Here is a 19,964-nt window from a genome sequence, read left to right on the forward strand (position 1 = left end):
CGGAGAAGTGCCATGACATACCCGTCACAGCCCCCCGAGACAGGCACGTCGCGGACGGTGATCACCAACCCCTGGCAGCCACTGCGTGAGCACACCGATGCCCGAATCGGGTTGGGTCGTGCCGGCGGCAGCCTGCCCACCGCGCCACATCTGGCCTTTCAGCTGGCCCATGCCCAGGCACGCGATGCCGTACATCTGGCGCTCGACACCGAGCAGATGATGGCCGAGCTCGAATCGCGGTTTGACAGCGTTGTTCGCCTGCACAGCCAGGCAGGAGATCGCAGCGAGTATCTGCGTCGCCCCGATCTTGGACGACAGCTCAATAACGAGAGTGTTGAACAGCTCACCACTATGAACGTTGAGCAGTGCGATCTATCGATCACGGTTGTGGATGGCCTGTCGGCGCGCGCCGTGCACGAACATGCCGTAACGCTGCTGGATCACCTGATCCCGGAATTTGAAGCGCGCGGCTGGTCGGTGGGGCCGGTGGCGCTTGTCGAGCAGGGCCGTGTGGCCATTGGTGATCCGGTAGGCCAGGCACTGGGCGCGCGCATGGGGCTGGTGCTGATCGGTGAGCGGCCGGGACTCAGCTCGCCCGACAGCCTGGGCGTCTACTTCACCTGGGGGCCGCAGCAAGGCCGGCGCGACAGCGAGCGTAACTGCATCTCCAACATCCGCCCGCGTGGCCAGTCGTTTGACGCGGCTGCAAAACTGGTCCTGTATCTGCTGGATGAAGCCAGCCGCCGTGAGCTTTCGGGCGTCGAGCTCAAGGACGACTCGGTGGTGGATTCCGAGCTGGGCGATGGCAATCAGGGCAACTTCCTGCTGCCCCGGGATCAGAAGTCCTGAACCGGGGTTACCGAATCAGCCGGTGTCGGAGCATCCTCCGGCATCGGCCAGCGGGACCAGTCAATCGCTGCCTCGACGTGATCGGCCAGTCGGTCGATTTCCCTCATGCGATGGGCGTCATAATCAAAATGCGCCGGTGCTGCTAGCCCGGCCCATGCCAGCAGCACGTTCAGCGTGGCCGGATGATCGAACACCCCGTGCAGGTAGGTGCCCAGAATCTGACCGTCCTCGGAAATGGCGCCATCCAGCCGGCCGTCATCAAGCGCAAATACGCCAAGGGAAAGACCTTCGCCCAGACTCTCGCCCACATGAATCTCGTAGCCCGTAACCGGGGCACGTGCCTCACCCAGCAGGCAGTGCCCGGTCACGCGATGCAGCTGCTTGGTGGCCTTGAGCGTCGTGGAAAGATTCAGCCAGCCCAGGCCCGCACTGCTGCCGGCCGGGCCTTCCACGCCGTCCGGGTCGTCAATGTGTGTGCCCAGCATCTGATAGCCGCCGCAGATACCGATGACCCGGCCGCCATAGCGCAGGTGGCGGGCAAGTGCCGCGGACCAGCCCTGCTCACGCAGCCAGTCCAGGTCGGCGCGAACGTTCTTGCTGCCCGGCAGAAGGATCAGATCCGCGGTGTCGAGTTCTTCAGGACAACGCACAAAGCGCACATTGACCTGAGGGTGCAGGCGCAGGGCGTCAAAGTCGGTGTGGTTACTGATGCGCGGCAACAGGATGACCACAATGTTGAGCCCGTCCGCAGCGCCGGTACTGTCACCGGCGCGGGACAGGCCGTCTTCGGCTTCCAGGTGCAGGTCTTCAAGCCAGGGCACCACGGCCAGCACCGGCTTGCCGGTACGTGCCTCGAGCCATTCAAGGCCGGGTTTGAGCAGGTTGATGTCGCCACGGAAGCGATTGATCACCAGACCCACGACCCGCTCGCGCTCCGAGGCACTGATGATATCCAGTGTGCCCACCAGATGGGCAAACACGCCGCCGCGGTCAATGTCGGCCACCAGAATGACCGGGCAGTCGACGGCTTCGGCAAAGCCCATGTTGGCCAGATCATGGGCGCGCAGGTTGATCTCGGCGGCGCTGCCGGCGCCTTCCACCACAACCCTGTCATAGCGATCAACGAGCCGCCCATGGGCAGCTACAACCTGTTTCAGCAGCTGCGGTTTATAGGCGTAGTACTCGGCCGCTTTCATGTGGCCGATGGCCTTGCCGGCCACTATGACCTGAGAGCCCTGATCGCAGGTGGGCTTTAACAGCACCGGATTGAAATCAACATGGGCATCCACTTCTGCCGCCATGGCCTGTACGGCCTGGGCACGGCCAATTTCGCCACCATCCACCGTCACGGCGCTGTTGAGGGCCATGTTCTGCGGCTTGAAGGGGGCAACTCTGTGCCCGCGGCGCGTCAGTATCCGACACAGGGCGGTCACCAGAGCACTCTTGCCGGCATCCGAGGTAGTGCCCTGAACCATCAGGGTGCGGGATGCCTGAAAACGTTTCTGCTGACTCATGATGCACGTTCCTCCTGCTCGTCGATGCCCAGCAGCAGGTCGCGCAGGCGCTGTTGATACTGCTCGGGGGACTGCCACAGCCCGCGGGCGATGGCGTCCATCAGCGTCTCGCCCATCTCCTTGAGCGCCTGCGGGTTGTGGTCGTTCAAAAACCGCTGATTGTCCGGGTCCAGCACCAGCGCATCGGTAATCTGTTCGTACTGGTAGTCACTGACCAGCGCCGTGGTGGCGTCCCAGGCAAAGAGATAATCCACGCTGGCCGCCATCTCGAAGGCGCCCTTGTAACCGTGGCGCTGCATGGCGCTGATCCACTTTGGATTGGTCACCCGTGAGCGCATGACCCGGTTGAGTTCTTCCTTGAGGGTGCGCATGCGCGGGCTGGCGGGGTTGGCGTGATCGCCAAAATAAAGCGCAGGCGTGGCCCCCTGCTGGCGGGCAGCGGCGCTCATGCCGCCCTGAAACTGGCTGTAGTCCCCCGAGTCGAGCAGATCGTGTTCGCGGTTGTCCTGATTCTGGACGATGCCCTCCAGCGTCGAGAGCCGCTTTTCAAAGGCCGCCATGGCAGGCTCGCCTTCGACCCCCTTGCCGTAGGCATAGCCGCCCCAGTTGACGTAGGCGCGGGCCAGATCCGCGTTGTCCTGCCAGTGGCCGTTGTCCAGCAGCTTCTGCACGCCGGCCCCGAACGTGCCCGGGCGGGCACCGAAAATGCGAAAGCCGGCCTGACGCCGCGCCGTGGCCTCATCGACCCCTTCCGCCAGCAGCGCCTCGCGCCGGGTTTCGACGTTGGCGGCGATGGTGTTGCCGTTGCCGGGCTCATTGAGATCCACCAGCTTTTGAACGGCGCTGTCATACAGCGCGATCAGCCCGGGAAAGGCGTCGCGGAAAAAACCCGATACTCGCAGGGTGACGTCCACCCGCGGGCGGCCGAGCAGAAAGCCGGGAATGATCTCGAAATCGATCACCCGCTGGGAGCCTGCGGCCCAGATCGGGCGCACGCCCATCAGTGCAAAGGCCTGAGCGATATCATCACCGCCCGTGCGCATGGTGGCCGTGCCCCATACCGACAGCCCTAGGCTTGTCGGATAGTCGCCGTGCTCCTGCAGGTGGCGCATGACCAGCGCCTCGGCCGATTTTTGCCCCAGCGTCCAGGCCGTTCTGGTGGGCATGGCACGGCTATCCACGCTATAGAAGTTGCGTCCGGTAGGCAGGGTGTCGAGTCGCCCGCGGCTGGGCGCGCCGCTGGCGCCCGGCGGTACGAACCTGCCGGACAGCCCGTCCATCAGCGCCGAGAGTTCGTTGTCCACGCTCTGGTGCAGCAGCGGCAGCAGGGTGTCGCGCATGAAGTCGATCACGGCGCGCGTCTGCGGCCAGCGCTGCTCGCAGGGGGGGGCGGCTTCGGACGCCAGCACGTGCTGCTCGATCAGCTGCGCGCCAAGAAGCTCCAGGCGCTCGCGGGTGTGCGTCGAGCTGCGCCAGCGGGTGGCCTCCAGGTCGGCGAGGCATTCAGGCCATGGGCCCTGCCAGGGCCAGGCCTCAACGGCCAACGGATCAAAATCTTCATGTATTTTAAAAAGCCCCAGATCGCTGGCCATCGCCTGCAATAGGCTTTGCTCGTGGGGCTGACTGCCGCGCGACAGGCGCACCAGCGCCATCAGGGTGTCACGTAGTGAGGCATGTTCGGGTAGCTCGCCGAGCACGTGCAACCCGTCACGAATCTGAGCCTCCTTGATGTCACAGAGGTAGTTGTCCAGCGCGTCCAGCAGGGTCTGATCGTCTTTTAACGCCTCATCGATGCCTGGACGCTCGCCAACACTGGCTGAAGGGGACAGGCTCAGTTCCTCAAGCACATGGGTATGGCGTACCCGCTCAATGATTGCCTCGCGCAGGAACTGCTCGCGGCGCTGGTCAAGGCCGAGGGCCTGATAATACTCATCGGTCAGGCGCTCGAGTTCGGCGAGATCATCATGGATGCCGGCACGCGTCATGGGCGGCATCAAGTGATCGATAATCACGGCCTGCGTTCGACGCTTGGCCTGAGCGCCTTCCCCGGGGTCATTGACGATAAACGGATAGAGATGGGGCATGGGCCCCAGCACGATATCCGGCCAGCACGTTTCTGACAGCGCCGTACCCTTGCCGGGCAGCCACTCGAGATTGCCATGCTTGCCGACATGCACGAAGGCATCGACGCCATAGACGTGCCGCAGCCAGAAATAGAACGCCAGGTAGCCGTGGGTCGGCGGCAGGTCCGGGTCGTGATAGGCCGCGTTCTGGTCGATATCAAAGCCACGCGCCGGCTGCACGCCGACAAAGGTCCCACCCAGACGCATGCCGGCAATCATCAGACGGCCCTGACGATAGAGTGGGTCGTCCTCCGGGGCACCCCAGCGATCAAGCACGGCCTGCCGACACATATCCGGCAGCTGCGCAAAGTGCTGCTTGTAGGTCGCAAGCGACAGACTCTGCGCGGCCGGGCGCGTCTCAAGGTGTGCCACGTCGTTGGTAACCGTCTGCGTCAGCCACTCGATCAACGCTGTGGGGTCATGTGGCAGGGCATGGGTGACCGGATAGCCCGCCTCTCGCAACTGAAGAAGAATGTTGAGCGTCGAGGCCGGCGTATCGAGGCCCACGCCATTGCCGATACGGGCATCGCTTGAGGGGTAGTTGGCCAGCACCAGTGCAATACGCTTGTCCTGGTTGGCTTTTTCGGCAAGCCTGACCCAGCGTCGGGCCAGCTCGGTGACAAAGCGGGCGCGCTCCTCATGAAGCTGATGAATCACGATATCGTGCTGACAGCGCGTGGAGTGATAGTGCGCTGACTTGAAGGCGATCGGACGGGTGATGATACGTCCGTCCAGCTCCGGCAGGGCGACCTGCATGGCAATGTCACGCGGCCGGAGCCCCATGGGCTGCGCCTCCCAGTCCTCGAGCGTGGTACCCACCATGATCAGCTGCAAAATGGGGATGTGGCGCGTCCAGGGGTGCTGATAGCCGGCATGCGTGGCATCAGTGCTGCCGGCCAGCGCAAAGCCGGTGGTGTTGAGCATGATCGAGGCATTGCTCTGCTCGATCAGTTCATCAAGGGTGTCCAGACACAGGCGCTCCTTGAGCGATGCCACGGCGACCGGCAATACGTTGAAGCCGCCTGCTTCCAGAATACCGATCAGGCCGTCGAAAACGCTGGTGTTGCCCTGCTGGAGATGGCTTCGGTAAAACACCAGTGCCGCCACCGGACGTGCCGGCTGCCAGCGCGCCTGCCAGTCAGCCAGGGTGACGTAGCCGGGAAAGGCGTTGTGATCATCGAATGGGGCATGCAGAACCACCCGCGGCAGCGGTTGAGGCTCCCGCCATGTTCGGGGGCGATTCAGGAAGCGATCATCCAGCCAGGCGAGCAGGGCGCGGGTATTGTCGATGCCGCCTTCACGCAGATAGCGCCATACCCGGCGTGCGTCCTGATAGCTGACCGTGCCGGCCTCGAGCAGGCTTTCATCCTCGACGTCTTCACCGGGCACCACGATCAGCGTGCGGCCATCCCGCTGTGCCCACTCCTTTAACTGCTCAAGACCATAGTTCCAGTAGGAAGCGCCACCCAGTAGGGAGAGCACCACCACGCGGGCGCCTTTTGGCGCCTCTTCGCCGCGGCTATCCAGCACCCGATCGCGATAGAGATCAAACGCGGCGGGTTTTAACAGGTTCATCCAGTTGGCCAGGCGGATACTGGTGTCGTGCTCGACGTCATCGGCCTCGATCACAGTGGCCAGCAGGGCCAGGGTGCTATCGGCGGCGGACAGCATCACCAGTTCGGCAGGCGACTGACCGAGATCGACAATGCCATTGTCATCGCTGAACCCGCCGGGCTGGGCGGCGAAAAGGTGCATGCATCACACTCCGCTACGAGGCTTTCAGGTTTTCGGCGCTGGCTGATATCAGCCAGCGTGTTCGTGGTGCTCGGCTTCGGACAGTGCGGCCTGCAGGCGATCACGATCCAGACACTTGCCGATTACGACCAGCCGGGTCTGGCGCGTCTCGTCGCTGCGCCACGGCCGGTCGAAGTGGTGGGTGAGGCGGTTGCCTACGGCATGCAGGACCTGACGCATGGGCTTGCCGACATCGACAAAGCCCTTGACGCGATAGATGGTCTGTTCGGTCAGTGCCTGCTCCAGCGCCCTGACCAGGATGGGGCTGTCCACACTGCCCAGCGTCACCACGCAGGAATCAAAATCATCGTGGGCATGATGGTGTTCGCGACCGTGAGCGTGATGATCATCATGATGGGTGTGAATGTCATCGGCCCGGCCTTCCGAGGCCAGCTGCAGACCCATGACTGCGGCCACATCGACTTCGCCATGCGTGGCCCAGAGCGTCTTGACCCGCTCGGGAAGCTCCCCGCGCAGCTGTTGCTCTACTACCCGGCGCGCCTCGTCGTCCAGGGCGTCGCCCTTGCTGATGATGACCAGATCTGCCGAGGCGAGCTGGTCATCGAGCAGTTCCTGCAGGCTCGGGTCATGATCCAGACTCTCGTCGGCCTGACGCTGCGCCTCGATGCGCTCATGATCATGAGCGACCCGTCCGGCGGCCAGTGCCGGGCCATCAACCACAGTGATGACGCTGTCGACCGTGCAGAACTGTTTGATGTCGGGCCAGTTGAACGCCTGTACCAGCGGCTTGGGCAGTGCAAGGCCCGAGGTCTCGATCAGGATATGATCGATCTGGTCGCGTCGCTCGACCAGCTTTTGCATCACTGGCAAAAACTCCTCTTCTACGGTGCAGCAGATACAGCCATTGGCGAGCTCGAAAACGCCCTGTTCGCGCTCAACGGCATCTTCTTCACAGCCTTCGATCTGACAGCTGCGCACCAGCTCGGCGTCGACATCCAGCTCGCCAAACTCGTTGACGATCACGGCAATGCGCTTGCCGCCGGCGTTGCGCAAAAGGTGTGACAGCAGCGTGGTCTTGCCGCTGCCGAGAAAGCCGGTGACGACGGTAGCAGGGATCTTATGCAGCTCGGGGCGTGATTCGATAGAGGACATGAGGTTCTCCAGACAATAGAAATTATTCAGCAAGGGCGGTCATTGACGCTGACACGGCCAGCGCACAGGTGGCGCGGGCGCACTGTTGCCGGTTAACGAGCAGTCGAGCCGGCGTGCCCATCTGCTGGCGGATGGCGGCCAGTGCGGCGGCCTCGGCGACACCGGGCACGCCATGGAGGCGCCGGGTGGTGCCGCTGACATGGCTCATGGCGGGCTCGCTGTCTCTCAAGGCCTGCGCCGGCAGGGCGATCAACGGGCAGCGCCAGGCTTTTGCCAGGGAGGCGATGGCGGTTTCATGCTGGCGGCCCGCCAGGGTTGCCAACAGTGTGATCTGGCTCGGCTGCACATTGGCCATGGCCAGTGTGGTCATGGCCAGTGCCATGAGTGCGTCAGGTGGGCAGTCGCGTCGGCAGCCCACCCCCATGGCGACAGGACCGACCTCAGCGCACATGCGGGCCTCGAACGGCCTGCTCCAGAGAGCGTGTGGTTTCTTCTGCGCCCAGCAGTGCTGCGATGGCCTCGGGATTGGAGGGAAAGAACAGGTGCAGATAGCTGGCCGTGAGTCGGCCTCGGCGGAAGATCGCCTCGCCCGGTGCCGGATGACTGGCGCGTCGACCGTGCGCGATCGGCGCCAGCGTGTCGTGACTTCGCGAGTGATGGTGAGCATGCCCCCGAATTTCGCCTTCCGGCAGGGGCGCACTCTGCATGCCCTGACAGCCGCGTTTGGTGCGCATTTCGCCATGTCCCGGCAGCACGCCGGCCATGGGGTGGCAGGTGCCGTGCTGGTCGGTCAGGGTCTGCTGTAGATAGAGCATGCCACCGCACTCGGCCAGAATCGGCAGGCCGCGGGCATCAAGGTCTCGAATGGCCTTGCACATGCCATGATTGGTGCCAAGTGCTGCAGCATGTAGTTCCGGATAGCCACCCGGCAGCCACAGCGCATCAAGGTTATCCGGGAGCGTCGCGTCATGAAGTGGCGAAAACCGGCAGAGCTCGGCGCCCATGGCTTCCAGCAGTCGGGTATTGGCCGCGTAGATAAAGCTGAAGGCAGCATCCTCTGCAACGCCGATCCGTTGGCCGCTCAGTGCCTGAGGCGGGGTGTCGATATTCTGCGGTTTGAAGGCAACAGCCGGGGGCAGTTCGGTCAGCTTTTGTCCTTCAAGGAGATCGGCGGCGGCATCGAGTCGGGCTTCCAGCGACAGATTGTCAGGATCATCCTGCTCGCCGGGCTGGACCAGACCCAGATGACGCGAGGGCAGGGCAAGGTGCTCTTCTCGGGGCATGGCGGCCAGCAGCTGGACATCGTTGGGCAGGCTGTCTTCGATCAGCTGGCGGTGTCGCTCGCTGCCGAGTGCATTGGCCACCAGACCATGAAAGGTCATTTCCGGACGATAGCGCGCCAGCCCCAGCCCGATGGCGGCGACGGTCTGGGCCATGCCGCGGGCGTTGATGACACAGGCGACCGGGATATCAAAGGCGACCGCCAGATCGGCGCTTGAGGGCGTACCGTCATGCAGCCCCATCGCGCCTTCGATCAAAATCAGATCTGCCTCAAGGGCGGCGCGATACAGCTGCTCGCGACAGAAGGCGTCGCCTGCCATCCATAGATCAAGGGGCTCGACCGGTGCGTTTGATGCCAGCGCGAGGATCTGTGGGTCCAGATAATCCGGTCCTGTCTTGAAGACCACTACTCGGCGGCCCTGACGGCGGTGATAGCGCGCCAGCGCAGCGGTCACGGTGGTCTTGCCCTGGCCCGAGGCCATGGCAGAAAGAAAAAGTGCGGGGCAGTACGCGATATCCTGCATCAGTATTCGATCCCCGCCTGCGCCTTGACGCCAAGTCGGAAGGCGTGGCGCTCGTCGTGAATGACACTGATGGTATCGGCGATGTCCTGAATCTCGCGGGCCATGGTGCGCCCGGTGATCATCACGTTCTGATGTTCGGGCCGCCCCTTGAGTGTACGGGCGACCTGCTCGGCGTCGAGATAGCCGTATTTGATCATGTAGGAGAGCTCATCAAAGAGCAGGAAGTGATACTGCGGATCACCGAGCAGTGTCTCTGCCAGTGCCCAGGCCTCCTGAGCGGCCTGGCGTTCCCGTTCGGGGTCGCGCACTTCCCAGCTGAAGCCATGGCCCATGACATGAAAGTCGACCTGAGGGTGGTCGTTGAAAAAAAGATATTCGCCGGTGGCGCGCCGCCCCTTGATGAACTGGATCACCGCGCAGCGCTGACCATGACCCATGGCGCGTGCCATGGTGCCAAAGGCCGAGCTGCTCTTGCCCTTGCCATTGCCCTTGAGCACGATCAAAACGCCGCGCTCCTGGTCGGCGCGCGCGATACGCTCATCAACGATGCGCTTTTTGGTTGCCATGCGCTGCTGATAGCGATCGACGCCCTGATCGCCGGTGCTATCGTCGCTATTGCTGTTGTCACTGTTGGTACCATCACCAGGGTGCTGATTCACGGTGTTCTCCCGGGTGCTGTTGTTGTAGCGGGTTGAGAAGGCAATGGGCTCAAGGTATCTACAGAGGTATCTACACTCAAGGCATCAAGGGTGTGACAGGTGGCGGCCAGCGTTGTGGCCAGCTCCCGCGCCCGGCCCAGTGTGTCGCCCTGGGGGGCGCAGTTCACCACGTGTGTCTCACAGCCAAACGGGGTGAGTTCAAGATCATCCCGGCTGCGGGCATCGGTCAGTATCCAGAGACGCGTCGTTTCAGGTGTCTGGTGCTGAAGGCGGGTCAGGCGCTGGCGGGTGTCATCCAGTCCGCGTCGTAGTGGGGTGCCACCCCCCGGCACGAGATTGTTGAGCAAAGGCGTGATCGTGCGTGGCGCGCGCCGAGGTGCCATGACTTCGGTGACGCCACCGCCGCCCAGGGTTATCAGCATCAGCTGTTCGCGAGCAAGATAAACGCTGGAGGCAATCTGTGTGACCAGCGCCATCGCTTTCTCGAGCTGACGCGTCCGTTGACTGTGATTCTGACGGTTCAGGCTGGAGCCTGAGATATCAAGAACAATGCAGGTCAGTCTGTCTGGGCGGCGACGTTCGCGCCGCCAGACTAGTGACGGCATTGAATCAAGCGATGAACCGGCTTGGGGCATCGCTGCCTTGCGCAGGCTCCCGGGCCAGTCGATGCGCAGTCGTCCAATGGCGTCACGGCCTTTCATTCGCGCCCCCTGCTGTCGAATTCTCGATCTACTCGGGAGTGCACTACTCGAGGAGGCCGGAAGCTGAATATGCCAGCCGGTGGCGGTGTCCAGAGCAGACGATGTCTGGTGGGCCGGCAGGTTGCCCCAGTCACCGCTGGCCTGATCATGATCATCACGACCCGGGTCAGCGTCATGCTGCTCGTCGCTGCTGGCCGTTGGCGATGGTCGTTCCGGCTCGCTATCGGGTGGTGTGATCGACGCATCGTGGCTGGAGGTCAGATCCGGACGATTGGGGGCATCGGGAGAGGGACGACGGCCCGGGTAGCGCCCTGTCCGAGGGGAAGGCGTCTGGTCAGGTGATGACTTGTGCTCTGAGCCAGTGGTGTCTTGTTGATGGTTACCCTCATTCCCCTGATTGCCATCAGAGCCATCTTCCGGCGCGGTGTCCGCTGCCCACTGAGGAGCACGATGTGCCATGACCAGCGTGGCCAGCGCATCGATGTCTTCCAGCGTCACGGTCTGTCGTCCTTGCCAGGCCGCATGGGCCAGCGCGCCACGACGCCAGGCCAGATCCGCGCGAACGCCTTCCACGCCGGCTTCAACACAGCGTGTGGCAATGATTCGGGCGAGATTCGGTGACAGGGTGACTGTCGAGAGGCGTTGGCGGGCGGCAGACAGTCGCTCACGCAGCAGCGCCTGTTCTTCCTGCCAGTCGGCCATGAACACATCCGGATCGCGATCGAAGGCCAGTCGGCGTTCAACTATCTGCAGGCGCTGCTCGATATCCGGTGCGGGGTGATCCAGTACGGCGAGCCCGAAACGGTCCAGCAGCTGCGGACGCAGTTCGCCTTCATCGGGATTCATGGTGCCGATCAACAGAAAGTCCGCAGGATGCTGATGGCTGATGCCATCGCGCTCGACATGGTTGATGCCACTGGCGGCCACATCGAGCAACAGATCCACCAGCGCGTCGGGCAGGAGGTTGACCTCGTCGATATAAAGCACGCCTTCGTGGGCACGGGCCAGCAGCCCGGGCTGGAAGGCGACCTCGCGCTCTCCAAGGGCGCGGCCCAGATCCAGCGTGCCGGTCAGCTGTGCTTCGTCGGCCCCCAGCGGCAGGGTCACCAGCGAAGATCGTGAAAAGGGCAGCAGCTCGGCAAGGCTTCGTGCCAGCGTCGATTTGGCCGTGCCCCGCGGGCCGCTGACGAGTACACCCCCCAGTCGGGTATCCAGTGCTGCCAGAATCAGGGCCAGCTTGAGACGGTCATGCCCGGTGACGGCCGTGAATGGAAAAAGGGGGCGTGGGGGGCTGGTCATGTCATCTCCACAAACGCAAGACGTGATAACGCGACATGACTGTCTACCGCCTGCTCATATGATGAGGGGGCGTCACTAAGCGCAGCGGCTGTCGGCACGGGCAGCCACCTGATAAGGAAATACGTCACTTGTATGCTCCTGCGTATCGACCCGTACGCGTGGCAGTCATTACTGATGATGCCGTGGGCATCACCACCCTGTATCATCGCCGGGCCGGTCTCCGGGCTGACGAGCTGGCGGACACGATGTCTGCCGGGCTGAAGCACCTTCCCGACTCATTGGAGTCAGTGGTCACGCAAAAGGCGTCTGCTTCTAGCCACTCGATTACCGTTGCGGGGACAGCAGTGAACTTGCATCACTTTCCCGATTATCCCGTGCAGACTGCACGGGCACCCGAGCGCTGCTCATCGTGAGCCGGGGCAATGATGGAGTCAAGTCCGGCACGAGGGTGTGCCCGGGCCAGCGGTACAGGGTTGTATCCCTTTATCGTTGTTCCATTGCCGGGTGCCTGGTAGCGTCTGTCCATGTTTACCCGAGTCAATGTCATGACCTTTAATATTTCGCCCCCTGACAGTGCCAATGATGCCGGTATTCAGGCGCATATCGATAGCCGACTGAAGCCCCCGGGGGCACTGGGTACGCTGGAGGCTACCGCGGCGTCGCTGGTGCGTATTCTGGGGCCTTCGAGCACCACCATTGATGCACCGGCCATGCTTCTTTTTGCCGGCGATCATGGTGTGGCGTTCGAAGGCGTTTCCATTGTAGAGCCCTCAACCACGCAGTTGATGGTGCATCACTTCCTCGAGGGGAATGCTGCCATCAACGTTTTCTGCCGTCAGGCCGATCTGGCGTTGAAGGTGATCGACTGTGGGACGCTCACGGCGCATGAGCCCCACCCACAGCTTGTCAGCCACCGGCTGGGGGAGAAGACAGCGCCTTTCCATCGGGAGCCTGCCATGACCATGGAGCAGCTTGACACCGGTTTTGACCATAGCCGACGGCTTGTCGATGAACTTTATGCCGACGGCTGCAACCTGATCGCTCTGGGTGAGATGGGGATCGGCAACACGACCAGTGCCAGTGCCCTGATGGCAGCGTTGACGCATTTGCCGTTTGAGGTGTGCATTGGTGCCGGCAGCGGGGTGACGCCGACGATCATGAAGCGCAAGCAGGACATCGTTCAGCTGGGGCTTCAACGTCATGCACAAAGCCTTGAGGATCCGCGGCTGACGCTGGCGGCCCTGGGCGGGTTCGAGATCGTGAGCATGGTCGGAGCGATTCTGGCCGCCGCTGAAAAAGGCATGGTGATTCTGGTGGATGGCTTTATTACGACCGTGGCCGCGCTGTGTGCCTGTCGTATTGCCCCGGAAGCGCGCGGTTATCTGATCTTCTCGCACTGTGGCGACGAGCGTGGCCACAGGCCATTGCTGGATCAGCTCGAGGCGGCACCGCTGTTGCACATGGGACTGAGACTTGGAGAGGGCTCGGGTGCTGCGCTGGCACTTCCGCTGCTGCGCTCGGCGCTGGCCTTTTATTACGAGATGGCCTCGCTTGAAGAGGCTGGTCTGACGCTATGACGCGCAAGGCCCTCGCCCGTCAATGGCAGTGGGGCTGTCTGGCGGTGAGTTTTCTGACTCGTCTGCCAGTGCGTGTCCATGGTGACGTTACCCCGCAGGCACTGGGGCGCTGTCATCGCTGGTTTTCACTGGTCGGGGCGCTGATTGGACTGGCGCTGGCGCTTGTCTACTGGGGGCTGGTGCAGGTTCTGCCTGTGTCGATTGCGGTGTTCATGACGCTGGGGCTGTCTCTCTGGCTGACAGGGGCCCTGCACGAAGACGGGCTGGCGGATTGCATGGACGGCCTCGGGGGCGGACAGACCGTGGCCCAGCGGCTGGCCATCATGAAAGACAGTCGGGTCGGCAGCTACGGCGTACTGGCGCTGGTCATCAGTCTGGTCGGACGCTGGTTGCTGTTGAGCGCACTGGCGCAGCAGGACACCATGCTGGTGATGATGGCCCTGCTGACGGCTCATGCTCTGAGCCGCGGGCTGGCGGCCTTCATGATGGGCATGCTGCCGTATCTGCGATGCGATGGTGACAGCAAGGTGCATGCATTGACCGGCCATCAGCGTCTGGAGGATCGTATCTGGCTGATCGGCGTTGCTGCGTTGGTTGCCGTGTTTTCTGCCGGCGTGGGGTCGGGCATCCTGCTGCTCGTGGTGACGGCACTCTCGGGGCTGGTCCTGTATGGCTGGTTGAAAAAACAGCTTGGCGGCGTGACCGGCGATGCGTTGGGCGCCGTGCAACAAATCACCGAAATTCTTTTATATCTGGTGCTGGTGATGGTTCATGCATGAGTTGATTCTGGGGGGCGCGCGCAGCGGCAAGAGTGTCCATGGCGAAACGCTGGCGGTTCAGAGTGCCTGTGAGGTCACCTATATTGCGACGGCGCAGGTATACGATGACAGCGAAATGCGCGCTCGTATCGAGTCCCATCGCGAGCGCAGACCTTCTCATTGGGCGCTGGTAGAAGCACCGCTGAGCCTTGGTGAGGCCATTGAACGCCATGCCCGAGCTGATCGACTGCTGCTGATCGACTGCCTGACCCTTTGGCTGACCAACCTTTTACTCGAGGGTGGTCAGCGATTCGTACAGGAACGTGCTCGGTTGCTGGAGGCGCTTGATCACGCTCCGGGGCGTGTTGTGATGGTCAGCAATGAGGTGGGGCAGGGTGTGGTCCCCATGAATGCCCTGTCACGACGTTTTGTGGATGAAGCCGGCCAGCTTCATCAGGTATTGGCCTCACGGTGTCAGCGCGTCTGGTGGGTGGTGGCCGGCCTGCCACAGTGCCTCAAGGGTAACGTGACATGACCTTTCAGACCCTGATGATCGATTGCCTGCGTCACGGTGCCTGTGAAGGGCCTCAGGAATGTTTGCGCGGCCATACGGATGTGGCGTTGAGCGCACAGGGCCATGAACGCATGCTGGCGGCAGCAAAACGGTTGGCGCGACCCCATGCCATTCTCTGTTCGCCGCTGATTCGCTGCAAAAGGGTTGGCGAGTTACTGGCACAGGACTGGAATGTGCCCTTGCATGTCGTACCTGAAATCATGGAGATGAATTTTGGAGACTGGGATGGGGTGGCCACGCAGGATCTGCTGCAACACGCCCGCCCGGCGCTGGAAAATTTCTGGCGTGACCCTCAGGCATTTCCACCCCCCGGTGGAGAGAGCCTTGATGATTTTCTGACCCGCATCGATCAGGGGTGGCAACACCTTCTTGTGAAAGGCATGACGCTGGCGGACAAGGAACAGCAACAAAAGGAAACGGGCCCGGTACGCCTTCTGGTCTGTGGCCATGCCGGCGTCATCAAAAGCTGGATGGCGATGCGGCTGGGCATGCCTCTGACTCAGGGCAGCTATCTCCATCGCTTACATTTGCCTTATGCCGGTGTCGCACGTCTACGAGTCGATATTGATCGACAAAGCGGCGAGCAGTTTGAACAGCTGTATGCGCTCGGTTCATAGGATGACATCCAGTCGTAAGAACACATCAAAATTATACCGTTATCTTCTATGTGGTTAATTGTTTCGTTAGCTTTAATTGTTGATCAACTCTTGGGGGAACCTCGTCGGTTTCATCCACTGGTTGGGTTGGGGCGGTGGGTCACCGCTGTCGAAAAATGGGTTTACCCCAAAAAAAAGCGATACTCAAAAACACTTGTCGCCGGGCTCATAGGCTGGCTCGTGGTCATCACGCCCATCATGCTGGCCACCCTCTGGGTGGATCAGATTGTTGAGGGTTTCTGGCATGGGCTGCTGGCGGTCCTGATACTTTATCTGGCCATTGGACGACAAAGCCTGATTGAACATGCCCAACGCGTTTATCAACCGCTTTTAAAGGATAACCTTGATGCTGCACGCCAACAGGTCGCCATGCTGATCAGTCGGGATACCCAACAGCTGAATGCTTCCGAAATATCACGCGCTACCTGTGAATCTGTGCTCGAAAACGGCAGCGACGCGCTTTTTGCCGCGATTTTCTGGTTTGCCGTCGCCGGAGTCCCGGGGGTTGTCCTTTACCGGGTGGTTAATACGCTTGATGCCATGTGGGGCTATCGCAGCGAGCGCTATCTCTATTTCGGACGCATTGCTGCACGTGTTGATGATGTCATGAACTGGATACCGGCTCGATTGACCGCGCTGTCCTATTCACTGGCCGGCTGGCACTGGCAGGCCTCAAAAAACACCTGTGGCACAGCCATGCGATGCTGGTGGAGGCAGGGCAGAAGCTGGAAAAGCCCCAATGCCGGACCGGTCATGGCCGCCGGCGCCGGGGCGCTGGGGATACAGCTGGGGGGTGGCGGTATCTATCACGGCAAACGTGTCGAAAGCCCGCTGCTGGGCATTGGGCGTCCTGCGGCCCCTCTCGATATCGATCGCGCCTGCACACTAATCCGGAAGGCGTTGCTGATCTGGCTGACCGCACTGTTCATTATTGCGTGGGTATTGTCATGACCGTTGCACCTGACACTTCTCCCATACACGGCGGTCGACTGTTTGAGGTCAGTCGTCGTTATGGTATCGAGCGACGTGACTGGCTGGACCTGTCTACCGGAATCAATCCCTGGCCCTATCCGATCACGCCTATCAATGCGAGTGCTTGCCAGGCACTGCCGGATCAGGATCAGGCGCTTCATGAAGCGGCGGCTCGCTATTATCTGGGCGGCCCGCTCGGGACTGGCGAAAACGGCTTTCAAGAGTCACTGATACTTTTGAACATTCCCGGATCGCAGTGGGCTATCGAGCACCTGCCACACTGCATCGAATCGGGAACAGTGGCCCTGCCGGATATCGGCTACCGGGAACATGAGTGGGGCTGGCAGCGTGCCGGGCACCAGATGCTTTTGTACGATGCCGACCACCCTGAAGCCGTGATCGAAAAAACAGCGGATACAAACAGTCTGCGGGCCGTGGTTGTCATTAACCCCAACAATCCCGGTGGGCAACATCTATCGCCTGGAATCCTGCACACGCTGGCCGCCGAGCTTCAGCACAAGGGGGCCGTGCTGATTGTCGATGAAGCTTTTGCTGATGCCACACCCAAGCAAAGCCTGCTGCCCGATATCGCTGATAACGTCATTGTACTGCGCTCGCTGGGCAAGTTTTTTGGTTTGGCCGGCCTGCGTCTGGGGACCATCGTGGGGCGAGCACAATCAGACGTCATGACGCATTTATCGTCTTTAAAGGGCCCCTGGCAAGTCACATCGCCGACCCAACAAGCCGGCATGGAAGCCTTTTCAGATGATGCCTGGCAGTGCCGGATGAGAGGGCGGCTACATCGAGCCAGTCAACAGCAGGGACAGTGGCTTGAAAGACAACTCAAAACTCATGGCGATGTCCTGCGCTGGCGTCAAAGCGCACTATTCAATGGATTTGAGATGTCGCTTGAACGTGCCCGCCAGTGGCATGAGGCGTTTTTACCTCAGGGCGTTCTTACGCGGCTTTGGTTGATGAATGCACAACGGGCAATCTTGCGCTTCGGATTGCATGATGAAAGTGCAGACGCCATTCGTCATCTGAAGCAGGCAATGTCAGCAGCTCAAAAGATCATGGACATACGGTCATGAATCAACACGCATATAGCAGGGCACAAAGAGAGGCGATCTATCGCGTCATTCGTGAGCGGCGTGATATGCGCCATTTCCTGCCTGATCCTGTAGATCAGGACGTGATGCAGCGTATGCTCGAGGCCGCCCATGACGCGCCAAGTGTGGGGTATATGCAGCCGTGGCGATTTATATGTATTCGCGATTCCGCCCTGCGTGAAGCCATGGCGCAGATGGTCGATGATGAGCGTCACGCCACGGCGCAGGCCCTTGATGAGCGCGGTCAGGCGTTTTTGAAACTCAAGGTGGAAGGGATTCGTGAATGCCCGGAGTTATGGGTCGTGGCACTGTGCGAGGCTCGCGAAAAATATGTCTTCGGGCGACGTACGCTGAACGAGATGGATCTGGCCTCGGCCAGCTGTGCGATCCAGAACCTCTGGTTGGCCGGTCGAGCCGAAGGTATCGGCGTTGGCTGGGTGTCACTTTTTGACCCCGAAACGCTGAAATCACTGATTCAGGCTCCCGAAAGCACATGGCCCATTGCCATTTTATGTATTGGCCATGTCGATGCCTTTTATAGCATGCCCATGCTGGAGCAACAGGGATGGGACCAACGCCGTTCGCTCAAGGATCTGATCGGCATTGATGGCTGGCCCGAATAACCGCGTTCCCCCGAGTTTTATCGAACCGCCGTCGTGTGACTGTTTGACCGATGACATCGGTTGATTTTCTCTGCGATATCTCCCTGCAAAAGCTGTCTGCATGACATCTCCTTTCTCTTTACGGCGGACCATTGCCTCTTGGGCGGCAAATCCAGCGTGATTAAGCGTTCGTACAAAAAGTGTTATTTCTCATTCATGCTCGAGGATGAAGCATCCGATTTATGGCGAATCATTTGTTAAATCATGAGATGCGCTATATTGAGTTGTGCAGGACTTATCGACTCAAGGAGGATGCTGGATGTCATTTATTAAAAAAGGGGCCACCACGCTGGCCATAGCAGGCGCCATGTTTGCCGTGGCAGGCTGCTCAAGCTCCGAGCCGAAACAGCAGGATCCCAATATTGATAGTGTGATCCAACAGTCCGAGCAGGGCTATCGCAATACAACGGTCGGCTATAGCTTTACCTATCCTGAAAATTGGCAGAACAGCGTTGTCCAGCGCGATACGTTTGAGTGGAATGATCAACGCATCGATGCGCAGAACATGGCGGTGTTCTATTACAAGAATTTTGAGCTCAATAATACCCCTGAACCCTTGCTGGCTCTGGCGACCTATCCGCAACAGGAGTGGGAGCAGATGCAGCGCCAGGCGAAGGATCGTAGTGGCTCAACGCCGCCTTATGTCATCGCCACCAAGGACGATCAGGTACTGGTCGCCTATATCAACACCAAAAATCCATATGATGCCGGTTCCAGGCAGGGTCAGGAGTACGCTCGTCACGTCCTGACACCCGGGCAGGTCCAAAGCGCCATCAACTGGTAAACCGGTATACTGGCAGGGCCCTGAGGGGCTCTGCCATTGAGACCTTCTCAATGGATCCTGTCTCCCTGATTGTGCTTTCCTTTCTATTGCCTCCTCTGGCGGTCTACCTGGCTGTCGGTATCGGCGACCCTTTCTGGCTGAATCTGTTTCTTACCCTGATGGGTTATGTACCCGGTATTATTCATGCCCTCATCGTTGTCACATGACCTGTCAAAAAAGGGGCGCATTTCGTTTATGATGCGGCCTTTGCTCAATACTTATCGGAGTCCATGAATGCTCAAGCGATTCGAGCGCAATGACAGCGGTCATGACTATGTCGTTGGCGATCTGCACGGGCATTACGCATTACTTGAGCGTGAGCTGACCCGAGTTGAATTTGATACCGGCAAGGATCGGCTTTTTAGCGTGGGAGATTTGATCGACCGCGGCCCCGATTCCCTGAAATGCCTGGAGCTGGTACATCAGCCCTGGTGTTTTGCGGTAACCGGCAATCACGAAATGATGGCGCGCAATGCACTGTTTGATAATCATTGGGGGCAGTGGTTAAGCAATGGGGGAGAGTGGTCTCGAGATCATGACAAGGTCGTGCTGAGAAACCGCCTTGCAGACGCCATGATGAAAATGCCGCTGGCCTTCGAGATAGAGACCTCAAACGGCACGGTGGGCATCGTTCACGCCGAGCCTCCCAAAGACTGGGCGGACATCCGTAAAACATCTCGTGAAACGCTTCTCTGGTCGCGACAGCGCATCGAATCCGGTCTTGATCACATTGTTCCCGGCATTGACGCCGTAGTAGTGGGACATACGCCTGTGCCTGCGCCCAAAACGCTTGGAAACGTACGATACATTGATGTTGGGTCGTTTTTCAGTGGTCGCGTGTGTCTGGAAAAACTCGAAGACATCGCTGCCATGATGAAAAAGGACGGGAATCCCTGAATGTTTGTGAACTCCCTCTTTCCTTTTGCATAACAGTGATGTAGGATACGCCCCGTTCTCGCAAATATCGGGAACAGCG

18 protein-coding genes and 1 riboswitch are annotated in these 19,964 nt (G+C 60.6%); of the genes, 11 read left to right on the top strand and 7 right to left on the bottom strand.

What is annotated here, in order from left to right; all coding sequences use genetic code 11:
- The first annotated feature begins 12 nt into the window (after positions 1-12).
- Positions 13-849: an ethanolamine ammonia-lyase subunit EutC gene (eutC, locus tag KSP9073_RS13495; protein ID WP_108843505.1), complete on the top strand. Its 837-nt coding sequence runs from the start codon at positions 13-15 to the stop codon at positions 847-849.
- Here eutC and KSP9073_RS13500 read toward each other — a convergent pair.
- The 7 genes from KSP9073_RS13500 to KSP9073_RS13530 form a co-directional block, all read right to left on the bottom strand.
- Positions 837-2,363 carry a cobyric acid synthase gene (locus KSP9073_RS13500; protein WP_108843506.1) on the bottom strand — a complete coding sequence of 509 codons (1,527 nt, stop codon included), beginning with the start codon at positions 2,361-2,363 and terminating at the stop codon, positions 837-839. The two genes, eutC and KSP9073_RS13500, sit on opposite strands and share 13 nt — an antisense overlap.
- Entirely contained in the window at positions 2,360-6,241 is a 3,882-nt protein-coding gene (gene cobN / locus KSP9073_RS13505; protein WP_108843507.1) for a cobaltochelatase subunit CobN, read from the bottom strand. Before cobN ends, KSP9073_RS13500 begins: the two co-directional genes overlap by 4 nt.
- Before the next feature lie 48 nt (positions 6,242-6,289).
- Positions 6,290-7,393 carry a cobalamin biosynthesis protein CobW gene (gene cobW / locus KSP9073_RS13510; RefSeq protein WP_108843508.1) on the bottom strand — a complete coding sequence of 368 codons (1,104 nt, stop codon included), beginning with the start codon at positions 7,391-7,393 and terminating at the stop codon, positions 6,290-6,292.
- A 22-nt stretch (positions 7,394-7,415) separates the two neighbouring features.
- Positions 7,416-7,844: a cobalamin biosynthesis protein gene (locus tag KSP9073_RS13515; protein WP_108843509.1), complete on the bottom strand. Its 429-nt coding sequence runs from the start codon at positions 7,842-7,844 to the stop codon at positions 7,416-7,418.
- Positions 7,834-9,198, bottom strand: coding sequence for a cobyrinic acid a,c-diamide synthase CobB (locus tag KSP9073_RS13520; RefSeq protein WP_108843510.1), 1,365 nt, complete (start codon positions 9,196-9,198; stop codon positions 7,834-7,836). Before KSP9073_RS13520 ends, KSP9073_RS13515 begins: the two co-directional genes overlap by 11 nt.
- The gene (cobO, locus tag KSP9073_RS13525; RefSeq protein ID WP_108843961.1) at positions 9,198-9,764 is read right to left on the bottom strand and encodes a cob(I)yrinic acid a,c-diamide adenosyltransferase; all 567 of its coding nucleotides are present in this window, start codon (positions 9,762-9,764) and stop codon (positions 9,198-9,200) included. The genes KSP9073_RS13520 and cobO overlap by 1 nt, the downstream gene beginning before the upstream one ends.
- An 89-nt stretch (positions 9,765-9,853) precedes the next feature.
- Entirely contained in the window at positions 9,854-11,857 is a 2,004-nt protein-coding gene (locus KSP9073_RS13530) for an AAA family ATPase (RefSeq protein ID WP_108843511.1), read from the bottom strand.
- 194 nt (positions 11,858-12,051) lie between these two features.
- Positions 12,052-12,270: riboswitch (cobalamin riboswitch) on the bottom strand.
- A gap of 132 nt (positions 12,271-12,402) precedes the next feature.
- On the opposite strand from KSP9073_RS13530, the gene cobT reads away from it, so the two are divergent.
- The 10 genes from cobT to KSP9073_RS13585 all read left to right on the top strand — a co-directional run bounded on the left by cobT (position 12,403) and on the right by KSP9073_RS13585 (position 19,885).
- Entirely contained in the window at positions 12,403-13,434 is a 1,032-nt protein-coding gene (gene cobT, locus KSP9073_RS13540; RefSeq protein WP_108843962.1) for a nicotinate-nucleotide--dimethylbenzimidazole phosphoribosyltransferase, read from the top strand.
- Positions 13,431-14,213, top strand: coding sequence for an adenosylcobinamide-GDP ribazoletransferase (cobS, locus tag KSP9073_RS13545; protein WP_108843513.1), 783 nt, complete (start codon positions 13,431-13,433; stop codon positions 14,211-14,213). Before cobT ends, cobS begins: the two co-directional genes overlap by 4 nt.
- Positions 14,206-14,727, top strand: a complete 522-nt coding sequence (gene cobU / locus KSP9073_RS13550) for a bifunctional adenosylcobinamide kinase/adenosylcobinamide-phosphate guanylyltransferase (protein WP_108843514.1) — start codon at positions 14,206-14,208, stop codon at positions 14,725-14,727. The genes cobS and cobU overlap by 8 nt, the downstream gene beginning before the upstream one ends.
- The gene (locus KSP9073_RS13555; RefSeq protein WP_108843515.1) at positions 14,724-15,383 is read left to right on the top strand and encodes a histidine phosphatase family protein; all 660 of its coding nucleotides are present in this window, start codon (positions 14,724-14,726) and stop codon (positions 15,381-15,383) included. Before cobU ends, KSP9073_RS13555 begins: the two co-directional genes overlap by 4 nt.
- A 48-nt stretch (positions 15,384-15,431) precedes the next feature.
- Positions 15,432-16,373 carry an adenosylcobinamide-phosphate synthase CbiB gene (gene cbiB, locus KSP9073_RS13560; protein ID WP_108843516.1) on the top strand — a complete coding sequence of 314 codons (942 nt, stop codon included), beginning with the start codon at positions 15,432-15,434 and terminating at the stop codon, positions 16,371-16,373.
- Complete coding sequence (locus tag KSP9073_RS13565) at positions 16,370-17,485, top strand: threonine-phosphate decarboxylase (RefSeq protein WP_108843517.1); 1,116 nt, start codon at positions 16,370-16,372, stop codon at positions 17,483-17,485. Before cbiB ends, KSP9073_RS13565 begins: the two co-directional genes overlap by 4 nt.
- Complete coding sequence (bluB, locus tag KSP9073_RS13570; RefSeq protein WP_108843518.1) at positions 17,482-18,126, top strand: 5,6-dimethylbenzimidazole synthase; 645 nt, start codon at positions 17,482-17,484, stop codon at positions 18,124-18,126. The genes KSP9073_RS13565 and bluB overlap by 4 nt, the downstream gene beginning before the upstream one ends.
- A gap of 298 nt (positions 18,127-18,424) precedes the next feature.
- Positions 18,425-18,949 (top strand): hypothetical protein, encoded by a 525-nt coding sequence (locus KSP9073_RS13575; protein WP_108843519.1) that lies wholly within the window; start codon positions 18,425-18,427, stop codon positions 18,947-18,949.
- Between the two features lie 50 nt (positions 18,950-18,999).
- Positions 19,000-19,155: a YqaE/Pmp3 family membrane protein gene (locus KSP9073_RS13580; protein ID WP_108843520.1), complete on the top strand. Its 156-nt coding sequence runs from the start codon at positions 19,000-19,002 to the stop codon at positions 19,153-19,155.
- A gap of 67 nt (positions 19,156-19,222) precedes the next feature.
- Positions 19,223-19,885: a metallophosphoesterase gene (locus KSP9073_RS13585; RefSeq protein ID WP_108843521.1), complete on the top strand. Its 663-nt coding sequence runs from the start codon at positions 19,223-19,225 to the stop codon at positions 19,883-19,885.
- The last annotated feature ends 79 nt before the right edge of the window (positions 19,886-19,964 follow it).

The sequence above is a fragment of the Kushneria phyllosphaerae genome, assembly GCF_900312995.1.
Lineage (GTDB): Bacteria > Pseudomonadota > Gammaproteobacteria > Pseudomonadales > Halomonadaceae > Kushneria > Kushneria phyllosphaerae.